General features: G+C 57.9%; 14 protein-coding genes. 7 read left to right on the top strand and 7 right to left on the bottom strand.

Annotated elements, in window-relative coordinates:
• Positions 1 to 11: 11 nt before the first annotated feature.
• The 3 genes from QQF33_RS00755 to QQF33_RS00765 are packed head-to-tail and all read right to left on the bottom strand — an operon-like array spanning position 12 to position 6,515.
• A complete protein-coding gene (locus tag QQF33_RS00755; protein ID WP_285157202.1) occupies positions 12 to 2,186 on the bottom strand; it encodes a virulence factor SrfC family protein in 2,175 nt (724 codons plus the stop codon).
• Positions 2,183 to 5,164 carry a virulence factor SrfB gene (locus tag QQF33_RS00760; protein WP_285157203.1) on the bottom strand — a complete coding sequence of 994 codons (2,982 nt, stop codon included), beginning with the start codon at positions 5,162 to 5,164 and terminating at the stop codon, positions 2,183 to 2,185. The genes QQF33_RS00755 and QQF33_RS00760 overlap by 4 nt, the downstream gene beginning before the upstream one ends.
• A gap of 4 nt (positions 5,165 to 5,168) precedes the next feature.
• Positions 5,169 to 6,515: an SrfA family protein gene (locus tag QQF33_RS00765; RefSeq protein ID WP_282492944.1), complete on the bottom strand. Its 1,347-nt coding sequence runs from the start codon at positions 6,513 to 6,515 to the stop codon at positions 5,169 to 5,171.
• A gap of 282 nt (positions 6,516 to 6,797) precedes the next feature.
• Between QQF33_RS00765 and QQF33_RS00770 the strand changes: the two genes are divergently transcribed.
• Entirely contained in the window at positions 6,798 to 8,396 is a 1,599-nt protein-coding gene (locus QQF33_RS00770; RefSeq protein ID WP_285157204.1) for an ABC transporter substrate-binding protein, read from the top strand.
• Positions 8,397 to 8,954: 558 nt separating this feature from the next.
• A complete protein-coding gene (locus QQF33_RS00775) occupies positions 8,955 to 9,188 on the top strand; it encodes a DUF2526 family protein (RefSeq protein ID WP_285148884.1) in 234 nt (77 codons plus the stop codon).
• Positions 9,189 to 9,191: 3 nt separating this feature from the next.
• Here the strand turns inward: QQF33_RS00775 and QQF33_RS00780 are convergent, their stop codons facing one another.
• Both QQF33_RS00780 and QQF33_RS00785 read right to left on the bottom strand, forming a co-directional pair.
• Positions 9,192 to 9,641, bottom strand: a complete 450-nt coding sequence (locus tag QQF33_RS00780; RefSeq protein ID WP_102103794.1) for a DMT family transporter — start codon at positions 9,639 to 9,641, stop codon at positions 9,192 to 9,194.
• A complete protein-coding gene (locus QQF33_RS00785) occupies positions 9,638 to 10,156 on the bottom strand; it encodes a GNAT family N-acetyltransferase (protein WP_285157205.1) in 519 nt (172 codons plus the stop codon). Before QQF33_RS00785 ends, QQF33_RS00780 begins: the two co-directional genes overlap by 4 nt.
• A 147-nt stretch (positions 10,157 to 10,303) precedes the next feature.
• Here QQF33_RS00785 and QQF33_RS00790 point away from each other — a divergent pair, with 147 nt between their 5' ends.
• The 3 genes from QQF33_RS00790 to QQF33_RS00800 all read left to right on the top strand — a co-directional run bounded on the left by QQF33_RS00790 (position 10,304) and on the right by QQF33_RS00800 (position 12,909).
• Complete coding sequence (locus tag QQF33_RS00790; RefSeq protein WP_282492947.1) at positions 10,304 to 10,879, top strand: helix-turn-helix domain-containing protein; 576 nt, start codon at positions 10,304 to 10,306, stop codon at positions 10,877 to 10,879.
• A gap of 66 nt (positions 10,880 to 10,945) precedes the next feature.
• Entirely contained in the window at positions 10,946 to 11,983 is a 1,038-nt protein-coding gene (locus QQF33_RS00795; RefSeq protein WP_285157206.1) for an NADP-dependent oxidoreductase, read from the top strand.
• Between the two features lie 257 nt (positions 11,984 to 12,240).
• A complete protein-coding gene (locus QQF33_RS00800; RefSeq protein ID WP_282492962.1) occupies positions 12,241 to 12,909 on the top strand; it encodes a GntR family transcriptional regulator in 669 nt (222 codons plus the stop codon).
• Between the two features lie 111 nt (positions 12,910 to 13,020).
• Here QQF33_RS00800 and pqqU read toward each other — a convergent pair whose 3' ends face one another.
• Positions 13,021 to 15,135, bottom strand: coding sequence for a TonB-dependent receptor PqqU (gene pqqU / locus QQF33_RS00805; RefSeq protein WP_285157207.1), 2,115 nt, complete (start codon positions 15,133 to 15,135; stop codon positions 13,021 to 13,023).
• A 267-nt stretch (positions 15,136 to 15,402) separates the two neighbouring features.
• On the opposite strand from pqqU, the gene yncE reads away from it, so the two are divergent.
• Positions 15,403 to 16,464, top strand: coding sequence for a 7-bladed beta-propeller protein YncE (gene yncE / locus QQF33_RS00810; protein WP_285144385.1), 1,062 nt, complete (start codon positions 15,403 to 15,405; stop codon positions 16,462 to 16,464).
• A 115-nt stretch (positions 16,465 to 16,579) separates the two neighbouring features.
• Here yncE and ansP read toward each other — a convergent pair whose 3' ends face one another.
• Positions 16,580 to 18,073: an L-asparagine permease gene (ansP, locus tag QQF33_RS00815; RefSeq protein WP_285157208.1), complete on the bottom strand. Its 1,494-nt coding sequence runs from the start codon at positions 18,071 to 18,073 to the stop codon at positions 16,580 to 16,582.
• A 429-nt stretch (positions 18,074 to 18,502) separates the two neighbouring features.
• On the opposite strand from ansP, the gene QQF33_RS00820 reads away from it, so the two are divergent.
• Complete coding sequence (locus QQF33_RS00820) at positions 18,503 to 19,486, top strand: aldo/keto reductase (RefSeq protein ID WP_282492952.1); 984 nt, start codon at positions 18,503 to 18,505, stop codon at positions 19,484 to 19,486.
• Position 19,487: the final 1 nt, after the last annotated feature.

Consider the following 19,487-nt stretch of genomic DNA (forward strand, 5'->3'; position numbering starts at 1 on the left):
TGTCAGAGTGGCTATCGTAGAATCGACTGTAACGCCTGGCGCGCAGCGGGCTGAATATCATGTGGATGTTGATACCCAATGTTCTCAATCGCGCGCGTATAGAGCGCGACCAGCCAGTCGTAAACGTAAACGGTAGCGGCGTGGACCGGCTGCTCACCGAGCTGCGTCAGCCTTGGCGTGGCGCTGCTGACCACCGGCGTCACGAAGATGGACTGACCCTTGCGCACACGGCTCGACGGACGGGACGCATGCGTAGTTTCGGCATAGCCCAGCCAGCCGATGAAGTTTCCGATGGTGGCATGCAGCTGTGCCGCACTGCTTTTATCGGCTTCCACTATGCGCTGTAGCTGCTGCGGGAGGTTAAGTCGGTAGCTGCTGAGCACCAGCGTATCGGCAATGAGCGGCAGAACGGTAGCATCCAGCCCAAGACGACTGGCGGCGGCCTCATTGCGACTCCACTGGCGCAGATGATTGATCCACACGCGATGGGCCAGACGCGCTTTGTCTTTGGTCTGGAACATTTCCTGACCTTCGCTGGCGTTGTCGGCAAAGAGATCGATAACGTCAGTGAACAGGCCGTTGACCTGCTCTTCGCGCGGCTGCTGGACAGCGAGCAGCGTTTCGAAGGCTTTCAGCGGAGGCAGCAGTCCTTCCAGCAGTTCGCCGTGGCGGGCGGCGCTGGATTGCAGGTTGCGCACCATCCCTTCGGCCTGAGTGCGCTGTGCGTCAGGCTCTGCGGCGATGGGGGCCAGATAGCTTTGCATCAGCGCGCGAAGCTCACGCTGTTGCGCGGTTTTCAGAGCCAGCAGTCGAGACTGGCGCTGTGTGGAAAGGGTTGCCTGAGACAGCCACTCCACCACGCGCTGCATGCTGTGCGTGTCCAGCGCCTGCAAGGTTCCCCAGCGCTGGCCGGGCTTGCCGAGCAGATGCTGTACGGCCTCGTCGAGGTTTTGTTTGGTGAGGAAGCGCGCGTCGTGCGGGGTAATGGCCCATACCAGGCCAGGCAACGCCGACTCTTCTGCGGTCTGGGTCTCTTTTACCCAGTTCAGCAGGGTCTTAGCCGTTTTAGCCGTTTGCTCATGGCGGGCGGTAGCATTGCAAATCACCAGCACATCGGGCTGCATCTGCTGGCGATAATGTTCCAGCAGCCAGGTGCATTTTGCCTCTGCCAGCGGGGACAAATCCGCCTCCGATGGCGCGGGGATATCGATGATGTCGACATTATCCAGCACGCTGTTTTCCGCCGGCAGAACCAGTTCGCGGGTCAGGAAAGCCAGCACGTCGACGGGAATACTGATGGCGTTCAGCATCTCGCCGTCATTCAGCGGATGCAGTACTGCTTCCTGCGCATCTGGCGCCGTAAATTCCGCGCGGGTGAGGAAGCCCTCGCTCGGCAGGCCGAAGTTATCGACCAGTAAGCTCAGCGGGGCCGCCAGCTCGCGGGCGTGGCTGGTCTGATGCAGCACGTGAGCGAATTTCAGCCACTGTTGCGTGATTTCCTGCTGCTCGCCCCACAGCAGGGACCAGACGCTGGCGCGGGTGCTCAAATCCAGCGAGGGAATCAGCTGGGCGAACTGATGCCACAGAGCGTCGTCCATCTGCTGTTCAGAGCCGGGAACCGTCGTGCGCCAGTAGCGGGCAATGGTCGCCACTTCCTGGGCGGTGATCCCCGGTACACCCTGCGGTTGACGCAAAGCGCGCCATTTCTCAACGCGCGCTTCGATGACCGATTTTTCCACCGGGCGGATCAGGGTGTGCATCGTCGTGCGGGCGATAAACAGCTGGACCAGCTCGGCTTCGGTGACCAGGCTCAGGCGTAGTGGGAAGGCATCGTCGCTGACATCACTGGCGCGCGGCGTGAAACGCACGGCCATATTGGTCAGGGCGTGGCCGGGGTTGATATGGGAAAAATAGTCGAAGGTGCGCTGACCGGGAGAAACATCCAGTCGACCGTTTCCGCTCCCGCAAAGCGACGTCAGCAGATGGGCTTTTGCCGCCTGGGAGTGGCCGTACAGGCCAATGCTGCTGTGGCCGGTCAGGGCTCGGTCGAGCGCCTGTCCGCGCGCCTGCGCACAGGTCAGGCGGGCCAGCAGGGCGTCGGCGTCGTTATCCAGCATCGGGGCGTGCAGGCGCGTTTCATTGATCCACTCGATTAAGGCCTGAGTGGTGGCAGTCATCGCTGTCATTTGAGATATACGCTCCCGCTGTCGATCCAGTAATGGCTTCCGCTGTGGCGGCGGTCGGCCAGGGTATTCAGTTTAAACGTTAAGGCGTCCGGCGGAACCGGTGTTCCGTCCTGCAGCCAGGCGTCGCTCAGCTCAAACGACTCCGGGCCTTCGTGTTTGGTTCCGCCGCGCAGCTGTAGACGCACGTTCAGCACCCCGTCACCGGCGATGGCTTTTGCCAGCTCGGCGGAGTTGATGCTCAGGGTATACAGCGGTGTGGCAGGCCAGCGGGCGTTCGCCAGCTGACGGAAACCGAGCGTGACGTTGCCGCGCAAAGGGAAATGCAGTTTTGCATCCAGCTTCGCGCCCGGTTTATCGAGATCGATGTCCTGATACCAGACGTTCTCTTCGCGCAGGGTGTTGACCGTGTTGTCCAGCACGCCCAGATAACGCACGGTCGAATAGGCGCCGATATCCGCCGCCTTGAAGTTAAAGCGCGGCAAACGCAGGTCCAGGGCGAGGCTGCAGAGCATCGCGCCCACGGCTGCCGTGGATTTTGGATTGCCGATACGTCCCTGCTGGCTGAACGGATACCACTCGTGGACGCGATATTTATCCAGCCAGACGATGCGGTTGACCGGCACCGGCTGCAGGTGGCGAATCAGCGCCTGCACGCCAGGCAGACAGCCCGGACGCCCGGTGATCAGCAAAATGTCGCAGGCATAGTGGGAAATGGCTTCGCACACGGCATGCAGCGGCGCGGCGAGGGTAAACTGGCCCGCCAGCATCGCATCCTGCATTTCGTGGAAATTCACGTGCAGCGGAACGGCAAACAGATCGAACGGCGCGGAACCGGCGGGAAGCGCATGATCGATCGCCTGCTGCAGATAGTTCATCACGTTGCGGGTTGGCTGCTGTTTGAGCAGATCGCCGAAGGTGGCGTGTAAACCCGCCAGCGGATCGTCGATATCGCTGCTCTCCCAGGCCGCCAGAATGCCGTGACCAATCGGCATAAACAGCTGAAGCGCCGTTTGCTGGCGCAGGACTGCCTGAGTATCAATGCGCCCGGAATCGCCAAACAGGGATGCCATCAGCAGGGAGGCGTCGGCGATACCCGATTTTTGCAGCTGCGTTTGCAGGGCGGGCAGGACGTAGCGCTGGATAACGTCCAGCAGCGTATCGTCGCCCGCGACTTTGAAGCCTTCGCGGAACAGCAGCTGTGGCGTGATTTTGACGTTATTTCCCGAGCCATCATCCAACTGATAGTGGGTGATCGCCATATCGGTCGTGCCGCCGCCAATATCAATAGAGGCGACGCGCAGGGAGCGCCCTGGCTGCGCGCCCGGTTCGACTTCGCGGTCCGGGCGTGCGAGGGAGGCGAAGAAGGCTTCCGTCTGGCCGCCAAAGTGGGAAATAGCCTCGTTATACAGCCACACCAGCTGACCGCAGCTCGCTTCGTCCCACTCCATCTGAATGGCCGGGACGGGAACCACGCTTTTATCCTGCTGTTTGCGGCTGGCAAAATCATCATCCTGCGGGTGCCAGCCCATCGCTTTCCAGACGATAGCGATGGCTTCAAACATGCGGCGGCGGAAAATCTCGCGCTCCTGTTTTGGCATCGCAGAAGGCAGCGTCAGGATCAGGGTGCGCAGCTGGCGCGGTGACGCCGGGAAGCCAAGGCGCAGACGCGTGGCGACGCTGTTGATCTGCCCGAGTGCCTGAGCGAGGAGCTCGCACAGCATATGGGTCATCAGGGTGCTACGGCTGTACTGCGGCGAAAAGACCGGCAGACGCTCATCCTGTGGCAGGGTGAACAGCGGCTGTCCGTCATCGTTCATCAGGTTCATCAGCGGGAACGCGGTCGCCAGCGGTTCGCGCTGGGTCTTGGCGTTCATCTGGCTAAAGCGCCAGTCCTGGACCGTTGGGGTTTCATCCCACAGATAGCGGCGCGGGCTGGAGATCCCGCTGTTGCCTTCGGTGCCCAGGCGCTGCATCGCCAGTTTGCGCGCTTCGTCGCCGACGCGCACGATAGACGGCCAGACAAAGGCGTCTTCACGGCCGCTTTCGACGGAGAAATGCTGTTTGCCAAAGCGGGCTTCAGAGAACTCAAGGCGGCTGGTAAACAGCGGCTCGTTCAGGAACTGCGGTTCGCTCAAAGAACGCACCTGCAACTCGGCGGTCTGGCGCAGGCCGTCGTTGGCATCGCCGTGATCTTCAATGATCACGCCGCAGGTGTGGGTGTTGCCGACATCCAGAATCAGATCCACCGGAATCGCCGGGGTGCTCAGGGTGTGGGTAACGAATTTCACTTCCGGAACGGTGATCTGCTCGCCGAGCATGGTCATCAGGTTGAGCCAGTGGGCCTGATACTCAAAGCCGCGCATCGCCTGATGCAGATCGCGCTCGGAGCGGTTTTCCACGCCCGTGGCGTAGCCGCTGAACGCTTCGCGCAGCCAGCCGTCAATCCAGGTCTGATCGAGGAAACTCAGCACCTCGTCGTCACGCCAGGCCAGCGCAAAACGGGTACCGTTCAGAATATCGTTTTCGACCGGCGACAGGCCCGGCGTGGCGTGATCGGCAATCTGGCTGTCGAGGGCGAAGGTCACGCGGTGGGTATTACCCGCACTGTCCGGCGTCTCAAGCTTACGAACCTGCGCGCGCGCCCAGTTATCCGGGCCGTCGACAAAGGTACGCGGTGGGTTAAAGCGTAAAAACGGCACCGGGATCCAGACGCCATCCAGCACCGTCAGGGACTGATGCAGGGTGAAGGTGCTCTCGGGTTTCACCACTTCCGGCTGACCGCCGCGCGCCGCGGGCAGGGTGTAGCGACCATTCACCAGATCGTAATTCAGGCGCAGCAGAGGGCCATTGGCGGTTTTACGCACGAACCGGCCCAGGCTTGCCGAGTCCTGCGGGGTCAGACCGAAATCGAGAAACTGTACGCCGCTGTTCGCAATCAGCGTGACGCTTTGTTTGTAGTCGCAAAGATTTACCAGCATAGGATCAGGCACCTGCTTTCTTGAACGTCAGCGGAACGACGGTTTTGGCATCATAACGGGCAGTACATTCCGCCACGTCGTTAGTCCCGGCTTTACAGGCGATCTCCGGCATCGGGTAGCGCGAACCGTCCGAGCAGCGAGCGTTGCCGCGGCTCTTAATCATCAGTTCGCCGTTGCTATGTAGCCCGGAGAAAATGTCGCTGCGACACACCACGTTGTCGCCCTGGACCACACGGGCGATGCCCTTATTGTTCTGAATCTGATAGCGCAGGGAGGGCGCTTTGCCGGTCACGGGATCTTTAATGTCCAGCATGGCGCGCCAGGTGCCGTTGAGGAACTTGGTGGAGCCGGTTTTCACCTGAACCGCGTCCATCACCATCGCATCTTTAGGAATGGCGGTGATGACGACCGCTTGTGCCGCTGGCGCTGGAGCAGGTTCTGCGGCTTTCACCGGCAGAACCTCGGCCTGATGCAGCGGCAGGTTCATCGCCATCTCCACCACCGGTTTCACCGGTTTAGGAGCGATAGCGACCGGGGCTGGCGCTGGCGTGGCGACAGGTTCTGCCGTCGGCGCCTGTTTTGGCCACAGCAGCGGCGCGGCCACGGCGGCGACAATCACAGCAGCCACAGGCAAGGACCAGAGTGGAACGCGGCGCTTCTTGCGGATAACCGCAGGCGCAGGCTCTGCAGGGGCAGCCACTTCTGGAACCACCTGCGGCGCAGGTTCGGCGGAATAGAGGTCGTCTTCGGTGACACGCACAACAGGCGGCGGGGCGATAAGCGGCGCGTCGGCCTGTTCAAACACAATGGTCGGCGCGGGCTCTTCGGGCTCCGGCTCTTCGACTGGCGCGGGCATCGGTTCCGGTTTGAGGGATTCGCGCAGGCAGTCGAGCACATCGTCGCGCGCGTTTTCATTGAGGTTCACGAACCCCCAGAAGGTAATAACCGGCTTGCCGTCGACGAGGAACAGGAAGTTTTCACTCGGGAACTGGAAAGATTTTGAGAGCAGGGAACCAAACAGCTGCTGAGCGGTTTTTGGCGACTGGAGGCTCTTTTTACTCAGCGACTCGACGCTGGAGAGGGTGTTCTCCAGATAGCGCAGGGCGCGAAAACGTTCGTCTTCATCGGCGGTATTCCAGCTCGCAATGTCGCCATCCAGCGGCGCATACCAGTCCACCCGGTCGCCGCCGTCGTTGACCTGCGGGATCGCCAGACAATCGACAATCGCCTGCTGCTTGCGCAGACGAAGCGCTTCACGGATTTGTAGTGCTGATTCAAATACGGCCTGTCCGCCGCCGCCAACGGCCTGAAAATCATCGAGATTACCGCTGCGTAAAAGTGTTTTTGCCACGATTTGGTCCTGTAGACTTCTTCACCCCATTACTTTAACCAAACCGGGATGCAAGCAAACGGACGAGAAGACGCTAAAAGCGGCGATTTCTTACTGGATAGAAAGCGGCATTAGTGCTTGACGAAGCAGCACACTTAAGACAAATCACTGCGCGCGGGCTGTCTGTTAAACCAGCAAAAATGACACCTTTAGAATAACCTGAGCGTGTTTCGTTATTTGCCACTCACTCGGGCCTGTGCTGTTATTGTGGTTCTATATATAAAAATCATAAGGCTTATAACCATGACCACAGGGAAAACGCTGCTCGCGCTGGCGCTGAGCACTCTCTTACCGGCAAGCGCCGCATGGGCGGCAAACACCGATACGATTATTTACTGCTCCGAGGCATCACCGGAGTCGTTTAACCCACAAATCGCCAGCTCCGGCCCGTCGTTCGTGGCCAGCTCCCAGGTGCTTTATAACCGTCTGATCAATTTTGATCCGGTCAAAAACACCCCGGTTCCTTCGCTAGCGGAGTCCTGGACTATCTCTCCGGACGGCAAAACTTATACCTTTACGCTGCGCAAAGGCGTGAAGTTTAACAGCAATAAATTCTTCAAACCGACCCGCGATTTTAATGCCGATGACGTTATTTTCTCGGTGCTGCGTCAGAAAGACCCTAAGCATCCGTATCACAACGTTTCGCAGGGGAATTACGAATATTTCAATGACGTCGGCCTGGACAAACTGATCCAGGAGGTCAAAAAAGTCGATGATTATCATGTCCAGTTTGTGCTGAACGAGCCGAACGCGGCGTTCCTCGCCGACTGGGGAATGGATTTCGCCTCTATTCTGTCCGCAGAATACGCGGATGTGATGCTTAAAAAAGGGACGCCGGAAAACGTCGATACCTGGCCAATCGGCACCGGCCCGTACGTGCTGCAGCAGTATAAAGTCGATTCTCTGATCCGCTACATCGCCAACCCGAACTACTGGGACGGCGAAGTGCCGACCAAACACCTGATTTTCTCCATCACGCCTAACGTCGAAACGCGTCTGGCGAAGCTGCAAACCAACGAATGCCAGATCATTCCTGCGCCTTCGCCGGTGCAGTTTGACGTGATTAAGAAAAATAAAGACCTGACGCTGCACTCCGTGGATGCACTGAACGTCGGCTATCTGGCGTTCAACACCGAGAAAAAGCCGTTTGATAACGTGCTGGTGCGCCAGGCGCTGAACTACGCAACAGATAAAACCGCCATTGTGAACGCAGTGTTTATGGGCTCCGGTACGGTGGCGAAATCGCCGATCCCGCCGAATATGCTCGGGTATAAAAAGGACCTGAAGGATTACGGCTATGATCCGGAAAAAGCGAAAGCGCTGCTGAAGCAGGCGGGGCTGGAGAAGGGCGCGGAAGTGACGCTGTGGTCGATGCCGGTTCAGCGTCCGTATAACCCGAACTCGAAGCGCATCGCGGAGATGATCCAGAGTGACTGGGCGAAGGTCGGCGTGAAGGCGAAAATTGTCTCTTACGAGTGGGGCGAGTATCTCTCCGGGATGCGCAAGGGCGAGCACGATACGGCGCTGTTCGGCTGGATGTCGGATAACGGCGACCCGGATAACTTTGCCGATGTGCTGCTGGGCTGTAATAGCATCAAGACCGGCTCCAATGCCGCGCGCTGGTGCGACAAGGGGTATAATGACCTGGTCGAGAAAGCCAAGCTGACCAGCGATCCGGCGCAGCGCGCGGCGCTGTACGGCCAGGCGCAGGAGATTTTCTACCAGCAGGCTCCGTGGATTGCGCTGGCAAACGGCAAAACGTTCTACGCCACGCGCAGTAACGTGACAGGTTATAGCGTGAGCCTGATGGGCAGCGATTTCTCGAAAGCGAAGTTGAATTAACATTTCAGTATTTGTAGGGACGGTGCGGCCTAAAACGCCCGGTGGCGCTGCGCTTACCGGGCCTACAAGACCGCACAGAGCCCGTAGGTCGGGTAAGGCGTAGCAGCCACCCGACAAAAAGAACGCACAGAGCCCGTAGGTCGGGTAAGGCGAAGCCGCCACCCGACACAAAGACCGCACAGAACCCGTAGGTCGGGTAAGGCGCAGCCGCCACCCGACAAAAAGACCGCACAGAACCCGTAGGTCGGGTAAGGCGCAGCCGCCACCCGACAAAAAAAGAACGCACAGAACCCGTAGGTCGGGTAAGGCGAAGCCGCCACCCGACAAAAAGAACGCACAGAACCCGTAGGTCGGGTAAGGCGCAGCCGCCACCCGACAAAAAGAACGCACAGAGCCCGTAGGTCGGGCAAGGCGAAGCCGCCACCCGACACAAAGACCGCACAGAACCCGTAGGTCGGGTAAGGCGAAGCCGCCACCCGACAATAAAGACCGCACAGAATCTGTAGGTCGGGTAAGGCGTAGCCGCCACCCGGCAAACTCAGTTAACAAGGAGTGACAATGTCACATTTAGATGAAGTGATTGCCCGCGTGGATGCGGCGGTGGAAGAGAGTGTTATCACCCATATGAACGAACTGCTGGTTGAGCTCAGCGAAGACACCGAACTCACCCGCGAAGATCGTTACGCTCAGCAGCAGCGTCTGCGCAACACCATCGCCCATCACGGCAAACAGCACAAAGAAGAAGCTGAAGCCCGCCATGAGCACCTGACCCAGGGCGGCTCGATTCTGTAAGGTTCAGAACTGGCGTCTCGCCACCAGCCAGGCGCCTATCACCAGCAGGACTGCCCCGCAGACCGGGCCGATCAGCGCCCGCAGCGGGATCCCCTGGCTTTTCAGCACGTCCATCACCAGCCCGCCAATCAGCTGACTGGCGACCAGCACCGCAATCGTGGTCGCCGCGCCGACATACTGATACCCGCTGATGCTGGCAAAGACAAAAAACGACCCTAACAGCCCCGGAATCAATGTCCACCAGCGGATCGTCGACGCCAGTTCGCTAAAGCCTGCCACGCCGTTTTTAATCAGCAAAATGCTGACAAACAGCACAATACCCACCAGGGAATTGAGCAGCATGGCGATCAAAATCGTCGATGACGACTGGGTGATGCGCACCATCAGCGTGTTCTGCACCACCAGGCCGATTCCGGCCGCCACCAGAAAAACCAGCGTCAGGGACTGATTCATCCGATCGCGTCCGGTTCAACGCGCTCGTCGAGCCGGAGCTGCATAAAGGTCAGATCCAGCCAGCGGCCAAATTTAGTGCCAACCTGCGGCATCTGCCCGGTAGTGACAAACCCGAGCGTTTCATGCAGATGAATCGAGGCCTGATTCTGCGCTTCAATGCCCGCCACCATCACGTGTTTGCCGATGGTGCGCGCTTCAACGATCAGCTGTTTCATCAGCTCGCGGCCGATGCCTTTTCCCTGATGATCCGGATGAACGTAGACCGAATGCTCGACCGTATGGCGGAACCCGTCGAAGGCGCGCCAGTCGCCGAACGAGGCATACCCCGTCACCACGCCATTTTCTTCGCTCACCAGCACCGGGTAGCCCATCAGCGTGCGCGCTTCGAACCAGGCAATACGGTTATCCGTGTCGACGGTGGTATCGTTCCAGATCGCCGCGGTATGCAGCACCGCGTGGTTGTATATCTCGCCGATAGCGGCGCAATCTTCTTTGCTGGCGTGACGAATAATCATCGGAACCTCGGAATGTGTTGTTCACTATAGTAGACATTATTCACACAATATTACACAAGCGCGTTGGCATACCGCTACGGCATAAGACATATTTTTTTGTTATGACAACGCCATTGAAATCGGGTCCATACACTATAGTATGACGATATGAACACTATGCCAGACGATATGAATCAACGGATTAGCGCGCGCATTCGGGTCGAACGCGAGTCGCGCGGCTGGTCTCTTAGCGAGCTTGCTGAACGGGCAGGCGTCTCACGCGCGATGATCCACAAAATTGAACGCAGCGAAAGCAGCCCAACAGCAACGCTTCTGGCGCGGCTTTCTGGCGCGTTCGGCATCAGCATGTCGACCCTGATTGCCCGCGCCGAGATGCAGGAGGGCAAACTCCTGCGCTTCGCCAACCAGCCGGTGTGGCGCGACCCGCAAACGCATTATCTGCGACGCCACGTGTCACCGCGCACGGACTTACCGATCGATTTGGTGCAGGTCGAGCTTCCCGGCGGCAGCGACGTGCCGATGCCTGCGTCGTCGTATGCGCTGGCGCGGCAGCTGATCTGGCTTCAGTCCGGCGAACTGGTGTTTCAGGAAGGCGATACGCGCCATGAGATGCAGGCCGGAGATTGCCTGGAACTGGGGCCGCCGAACGACTGTCGCTTCATCAATGAGACGCAGGAACCCTGCGTTTATCTGGTGGTGCGCCTGAATCAGTCTGGCTCGTAATGGTAAGGCAGTTGTCGAAAACAGGCGCTAGTCTCTAAGGACATTTGCGCAACTGAGGAGCGATCCATGAGTCAATCTGCAAACACAAACCGCCGTCTGGTGCTGGCCTCTCGTCCGCACGGTGCGCCGGTGGCGGACAATTTTCGCTTAGAAGAGCAGCCGATCCCGGCACCTGCGGACGGGCAACTGCTGCTGCGTACCGTCTGGCTGTCGCTTGATCCTTACATGCGGGGCCGCATGAGCGATGCGCCGTCCTATTCACCGCCGGTCGAGATTGGTGCGGTGATGGTCGGCGGCACGGTGAGTCGCGTCGAGCAGTCGAACCATCCGAAATTTAAAGCGGGCGAGTGGGTGTTGGGTTACAGCGGCTGGCAGGAGTACGAGCTCTCTGACGGCACGGGCCTCGTCAAGCTGGGCGAAGAGGTCGAACATCCGTCCTGGGCGCTGGGTGTGCTGGGGATGCCGGGCTTTACCGCCTACATGGGGCTGCTGGATATCGGCCAGCCGAAAGCGGGCGAGACGCTGGTCGTTGCGGCGGCTACCGGTCCGGTTGGGGCGACCGTCGGGCAGATCGGTAAGATCAAAGGCTGCTATGTGGTTGGCGTCGCGGGCGGTGCAGAGAAATGCCGTCATGCAGTCGAAGTACTGGGGTTTGACCAGTGTCTGGACCATCATGCGGATGATTTTGCCGAACAGCTGACGAAAGCCTGCCCGAAAGGCATCGACGTCTATTACGAAAACGTCGGCGGCAAGGTCTTTGATGCTGTACTCCCGCTGCTGAATACCTCGGCGCGCGTGCCGGTGTGCGGCCTGGTGAGCGGCTATAACGCCACCTCACTGCCGGACGGGCCGGACCGCCTGCCGCTCCTGATGGGGACGTTGCTCAAAAAACGCATCCGCATGCAGGGCTTTATCATCGGTCAGGACTACGGGCATCGCATTCAGGAGTTCCAGGAAGAGATGGGGCGCTGGATCAAAGAGGGCAAAATTCAGTATCGCGAACAGGTGACCGACGGGCTAGAAAATGCGCCGGAAACCTTCATTGGCATGCTGGAAGGCAAAAACTTCGGCAAAGTCGTGATACGCGTCGCGAAGGATAACTAATTGTACATATTATGGCGGGAATCCCCGCCATAATATATTCTTAAAGTTTGACTATAATATCTTTAATAATACCAGCATAGCGATCGGCCATACCGGATTCGGTGAGCCGAGGGCAAAAAAATTGCATAATTTTTGGTTTTGAAACTTTTTGCGTCATTCCAATACCAGCGTGAAGATACAGGATATATCTGACAAGTCCCGTTTAGGTCAAAACGGGGCGGTGAATAGCGCTTATTTTTAAGCTGAAGGAAATGAACATGCTTGAATTGGAACATTTAGAAAAAGCACAACGCTTGAGCCTCACGATGCAAGTTGAGGTGAGCCTGAAAGGGGCGTTGATTGCCGGAGCGCTCAAGCCAGGCGCGAGGCTAATTACCAAAGAGATTGCGGATAAATTAGGCACCAGCATCACCCCCGTTCGCGAAGCGCTGTTACGACTGGTCTCCGCCGGAGCCCTGCACGCCACCCCGGCGCAGGCCTTTCTGGTGCCGGAGATCACGCTCGATCGTTATAACGAAATTAACGCTATTCGAAAGCAACTGGAAACTATGGCCGTCGCTGCGGCCTGCGAAAATATGACCGACAGCAAGATGCTGGAATTACGGGATCTGGCTGAAAAATTCCATTCGGCGATGCGTAATGGCGAGGCGCAGCGCGCCTTACATGCCAACCGTGCGTTTCGTTTCAGACTGTATGAATACGCCCAGATGCCAACCTTAACGGCGATGATTGAGCAACTTTGGGTGCGTATTGGCCCTTGCTTTAATTATCTCTACGAAGACGTTCACGACATCACAAAATATTCCTATCGCTATGACGATCTGCTGAATGCCCTCGAGCGTCGTGACGCGGTGGCCTGTGATAAAGCGATAGATAAACTGATTGACGGATCGACGGCGCTTTTATTGCAGCAATATTTTAATTAAGGAACGATTAAATACGGTTTTAATTTATTGTTATCACTATCCCAGTGGTGAACTATTTCCCGGAAGAATTGATCTTCCGGGAAGGTATTATATTTAACCACTCAACGTGCGTTACTCAAAACGATAGGAAACCGACATCCCCACGCCGTAATTGCGTCCCGGAGCCGGTTCGTAGTAGCGGCCATTGGATTCGTTTACGATGACCGATCCGACATACTCTTTGTCGAACAGATTATCGACGCGACCGAAGAGGTCCATTCCCCAGTTGCCGTAGTTGAATTTGTAGCCCGTATTCAGGCCGACCACGGTGTAGGAAGGGGCCTTGGCGGTGTTTTCATCGTCCGCCATGATGTCGCTCATGTAGCGCACATCGGAACCTGCGTACCAGCCTTCTTCCGGCTGCCAGCCGAACGACGCATAACCCATATTGCGGGCGATGCCCGGCATACGGTTACCGTTACAGTCGGCGTCGGAGCAGACGTTGGTGCGGTAGGTTGCATCCAGATACGTCCACGCCATTTTCAGCTTCCAGTTCTCGGCAAACTGCTGATCGAGAGAAAGCTCGACGCCCTGACGACGGGTCTTCCCGGCGTTTTTATAGCTGGTGCGACCGCCGGAGCTGGCGTCCACCACGATCTCATCATCCGTATCGGTGCGGAACAGCGCCGCCGTCAACAGACCATTGCCGACGCGGGTTTTGCTGCCCACTTCGTAGGTATTGTTGGTGGACGGTTTCAGGCCGAAGTTCAGCCCGCTCTGGTTGCCGGAACGGTAGGAGAGTTCGTTGATGGTCGGCGTTTCGAACCCGCGACCGGCGGCTGCGTAGACATTCCACGCGTCGGTGATGGCGTATTTTAACGAGCTGGCAGGTAGCCATTTGTGATAGCTCGCGTCGCCGCTGTCATCCCCGTTGGTGCCCTGCACGTAGTGATCGTTGGAATCAAACCACACGGAGCTGTAGCGCACGCCCGCATCCAGGGAGAGTTTTTGCGTCAGCTGCCAGCTGGTTTGCAGATAAGGGTCGACGTTCCACATCAGGTTGCGTTCGTCGCGACGTTTATCGCCTTTGACGCCGTATTCGGGCACGCCGTTGTTCATGACGAAGTTTTCGTACCCGCGACGATCTTCGCTCATGTTTTCGTAGTTCAGACCGGTGGTGAAAGTGACCGGAACCAGCAGTTCGCCGCGATGGGTCCAGCGGGTGTCCACGCCCTGATAGTGGCGCTGCATGTCGATCACGCCGCCGGAGTGGGTCTCTTTCAGCTGCGGCTGGTACGGAATCGACTGGTACTGCGTCATTTCGCGCTCACCGGCGTACATCATCACGCTGAGATCGTCCTGCTCCGTCAGCTGACGCTCATAGCGCAGGCCTGCCTGGGTCTGTTTGATGGTTTTGCGGGTGTTGTACTGGTCGGCGCGCGGCGACTGACGCGGGTTGTCGCGCCACTCCTGATAATCGAGTCCGCCCGGATCGTTGGCTTTCATATCGACGCTGTTAAAAATTAGCGTCAGTTTGCTGGCGTCATCAATGCGCACGCCCAGTTTGGCGTTCGCCAGATTTTTGCGCGCGCCGCTGTGATCGCGATAGCCCTGAGTGGTGAAACGGGTGGTAGACACGGTGTAATCCACGTCGCCCGCGTGCGTGCCGTCGCCCATCGCGCCGGTGGCTTTCAGGCCGTAGCGCCAGGTGCCGTTGCTGCCGTAATAGCTGCTCGCCTCAATGGTCGGCGGCTGTTGCCCGGTCTGACTGGCGATATTGATCACGCCGCCGGAGGCGTTGCCATACAGGGCAGAGAACGGGCCGCGCAGCACTTCGACGCTGTCGATGCTGGAGAGATCGATGTTTGATGTCTGCCCCTGACCGTCCGGCATCGTCGCCGGAATGCCGTCGACATACATACGAATGCCGCGCACGCCGAAGGTCGAGCGCGCGCCGAAGCCGCGCATCGAGAGCTGCAGGTCCTGAGCGTAGTTCTGTCGGTTCTGGATCTGTAAACCCGGCACGCTGCCGAGGGATTCTGAAAGGTTGATGCGCGGCGCGGCCTGACGCATATCGTCCCCGTTGACCACGCTGACGGCGGCGGGGGTATCAAGCTCGGAAACGGTCTGCGGCGTGGCGCTGACGATCATCGTTTGTTCTTGTGCAGCCAGCGCGGCGGCAGGGGTTAAGACGATCGGTATCCACAGCAGGGAGAGCGAAGCCTGACGGGCAGAGATGATTTTCATGAATAAAAGCCGGTTATGGGAAAAAACGAACCAAATGGAACACGTGCGCGTATGGTAAATCTTTTGTAAAAGTTTTGAAAACTTTAACAGCACGTTGCGTTAACAGAAGTGTAGATAAAAACGAAACGAAGCGCGAAAGAGGAAACAAAGGCTCCACATTCAGGTGAATAATGATTACTATTCTCAACAATAAAACAGGGCGGAGCGATGACTTCGTCTCAGGGAAGCAATGTCGGCATTACACATTTTTTATCAAAGGGAGTCGTCATGTCATTACGTCATCTGTGCTCGCCGCGTCTGCGTGGTTCTTTACTGCTGGGTTCACTGCTGGTAGCGGGTTCGTTTAATGTTCATGCTGCAGAAGAGATGCTGCGAAAAGCGGTCGGTAAAGGCGCTTACGAAATGGCTGTCAGCCAGCAGGAAAATGCCCTGTGGGTGGCCACCACGCAAAGCCGTAAAACGGATAAAGGTGGCGTGGTTTACCGTCTTGATCCCGTCACGCTGGAAGTGACGCAGGCCATTCATAACGATTTAAAACCGTTCGGCGCGACCATCAACAGCGCCACTCAGACTCTGTGGTTTGGTAACACCACCAACAGCGCCGTGACCGCCATCGACGCCAAAACCGGCGACGTGAAAGGGCGCCTGGTGCTGGACGATCGCAAACGCAGCGACACCGTGAAGCCGCTGCAGCCGCGCGAACTGGTGGCGGATGACACCACCAACACGGTGTATATCACCGGGATAGGCAAAGAGAGCGTGATCTGGGTGGTCGACGGCGAAACGCTGAAACTGAAAGAGACTATCGCTAACACCGGCGCGTTCAGCACCGGTCTGGCGCTGGATGCCGCGGCAAAACGTCTGTACAGCACCAATGCCGACGGCGAGCTGATCACCATCGATACGGCCACGAACAAAGTGCTGAGCCGCAAAAAAGTGCAGGACGACGGGAAAGAGCATTTCTACCTGAACCTGAGCCTGGACACCAAAGGGCAGCGCGCGTTCCTGACCGATTCAAAACAGCCGGAAGTGCTGGTGGTGAATCTGAAAGACGGGAGCGTGATCGAGAAAATCGCGGCACCTGAATCCCTGGCGGTGCTGTTTAACCCGGCGCGCAACGAAGCGTATGTGACGCACCGCGAAGCGGGTAAAGTCAGCGTGATCGACGCGAAGACTTATAAAGTGACCAAAACCATCGATACGCCAACCTTCCCGAACAGCCTGGCGCTGTCCGCCGACGGTAAAACCCTGTACGTGACGGTGAAGCAGAAATCCACCCGTCAGCAGGAAGCAACCCAGCCCGACGACGTGATCCGTATCGCGTTGTAAAATGCGTTGTATTTTTTTGTAGGCCCGTGCAAGCGTAGCGCCGCCGGGCAAAAAAAAGGAAGGCATATGCCTTCCTTTTTTATTGTTGTCGGGTGGCGGCTTCGCCTTACCCGACCTACAAGACCTGAGCGGGCTTGTGAGTTTCTTGCGGTTGTTCTTCCGCCAGCACCGGCGCGGTGCTGTGGATCTCGTTCACGCGTTTACGCACACCAAACCAGCCAATAATGAGCAGGATAGCCAGCAGTGGAATCGTGGCGATGGTGTAGGTCCCGTTCGGATAGTCAAACGCCATCAGCACCAGCACGCTGAACAGGAACAGCAGAGTCAGCCACGAGGTCACCGGTGCGCCCGGCATTTTAAAGGTCACATCCGCCGCTTTGCCTTCTTTGATCGCTTTACGCAGGCGCATCTGGCACACCACGATAAACGCCCATGAGGCGATAATGCCGATGGCCGCTACGTTCAGGACGATCTCAAATACCTGAGACGGCACCAGATAGTTCAGGAACACGCCAAAGACGTACACCACCAGCGTCGCGAGAATCCCCGCGTACGGCACCTGCTGTTTGCTCATTTTTGACATGAACTTCGGTGCGGAACCGCCCATCGACATGGAGCGCAGGATACGGCCCGTCGAGTACAGACCCGAGTTCAGGCTGGAGAGCGCCGCGGTCAGTACCACGATGTTCATGATGCTGCCCACGTAAGGCACGCCCAGCTTCGAGAAGAAGGTCACGAACGGGCTCTGACCCGCCTGATAGGCGTTCCACGGCAGGAGCAGAACCAGCAGCACCACGGAACCGACGTAGAACAGACCGATACGCCAGATCACGCTATTGATTGCTTTTGGCACCATGGTCTGCGGATCTTTACATTCGCCCGCCGCCGTACCGACCAGCTCGATCGAGGCGAAGGCAAATACCACGCCCTGAACCAGCACCAGGGCAGGCAGCAGGCCGTGCGGGAAGAAACCGCCGTTATCGGTAATCAAATGGAAGCCGGTGGCGCCGCCGTCGAGCGGTTTACCGCTGCCGAGGAACACGGTACCCACCACCAGGAAGATTACAATCGCCAGCACTTTGACCAGCGCAAACCAGAACTCCATCTCGGCGAACCACTTCACGCCGATCATGTTCATGGTGCCGACTATCGCCAGCGCGCCAAGGGCAAACACCCACTGCGGGACATCGCCGAACGCGCCCCAGTAGTGCATATACAGCGCAACGGCGGTGATATCGACTATCCCGGTCATCGCCCAGTTAACGAAGTACATCCAGCCCGCCACGTAGGCGGCTTTTTCGCCGAGAAACTCACGGGCATAAGAGACAAAGCTGCCGCTGGAAGGGCGGTGCAAGACCAGCTCGCCGAGGGCACGCAGAATAAAGAAGGAGAAAATCCCGCACACCAGATAGACCAGTGCCAGAGCCGGGCCAGCCATTTGCAGACGTGCGCCTGCACCTAAAAACAGCCCTGTACCGATGGCGCCACCGATGGCGATCATCTGTACCTGACGGTTACCCATCGCCTTGTGATAGCCCTCTTCGTGAGAGTTCAACCAGCGACGTTTCGCAGCGTGATGATCGGCTGCGTTTTTATTGCTTGTTTTCATTGAGATACCTGTTTACCTGTCTGAATCATCTTAGGGATGCCCGTACATGGCCGTCAGCAGACCAATCGATTGCTTCTGCGCAGCCAGATGCCGCCTTTCCAGTCATTCTGCGTATGGATAAGGCAAAACATGGCGAAGCATCCTACCCGCAATCCATAAGCGACGCAAAATATAACCGGCCTGAAAGTGATACGGATCGAATGAATGCGTGTGGTCAGAGCAGACGGGGGTGACAACGTGCTGAATGGTGGACAGTTTCCAGGCAAAACATCCGATTCACTGCTGCTTTAATCATCAGTTGTGCTTAATAGTTGCTCAATGGTATTGATGATCTGAATTCATAAGCACAAGCTTTTCTGCGCTGTAGTCCTCATGAGCCGTTCCCTCTACAGTAACAGCGTTCACTACGAAAACGCATGAGGTCTACAGATGCAACAGCGACAACTCGGACAAAATGGTTTAACAGTTTCGGCCCTGGGGCTGGGATGTATGGGCTTAAGTTTCGGCTACGGCCCGGCGACGGACAAGGCACAGGCGATTAACCTTATCCGCGCGGCGGTGGATCGCGGCGTGACCTTTTTCGATACCGCCGAAATCTACGGCCCGTACACCAACGAAGAGGTGGTGGGCGAAGCGCTGGCCCCGCTGCGCGACAAGGTGGTGATTGCGACCAAATTCGGTTTTGACTGCGCTCAGCCGGGCCAGGTACTCAACAGCCGCCCTGAACATATTCGCGCGGCGATTGAAGGCTCGTTAAAACGCCTGAAAACGGATGTGATTGATCTCTACTATCAGCACCGCGTCGATCCGGATGTTCCGGTGGAAGACGTCGCCGGGACCATTGCCGATCTGATTGCCGAGGGTAAAGTGAAGCACTTTGGTCTGTCGGAAGCGGGCGTCGACACCATCCGTCGCGCCCATGCGGTGTGCCCGGTGACCGCGCTGCAAAGCGAATATTCCCTGTGGTGGCGCGAGCCGGAGCAGGCGATCTTACCCCTGCTTGAGGAGCTGAACATCGGTTTTGTGCCCTTCAGCCCGCTAGGGAAAGGCTTCCTGACCGGGGCGATCAACGCCCAGACCACCTTTGACAGCAGCGATTTCCGCAACGTCGTACCGCGCTTTAGCGAAGCCTCGCGGCAGGCCAATCAACAGCTGGTCGACGTGGTGCAACGGCTGGCCGCCGAGCAGGGCGTGACGGCGGCGCAAATCGCGCTGGGGTGGCTGCTGGCGAAAGCGCCGTGGATTGTACCGATTCCGGGCACCACCAAACTGCATCGTCTGGAGGAGAATCTGGGTAGCGTCAACGTGACGTTGTCACAGGAAGCGCTGGAGCGCATTAATCAGGCTCTGGCCAGCATTGACGTGGTGGGAGAGCGCTACCCGCAGCATCTGCAGGCGCGCGTCGGGAAGTAAT

The organism is Lelliottia wanjuensis (genome assembly GCF_030238365.1).
In the GTDB taxonomy this organism is placed as follows: Bacteria; Pseudomonadota; Gammaproteobacteria; order Enterobacterales; family Enterobacteriaceae; genus Enterobacter; species Enterobacter wanjuensis.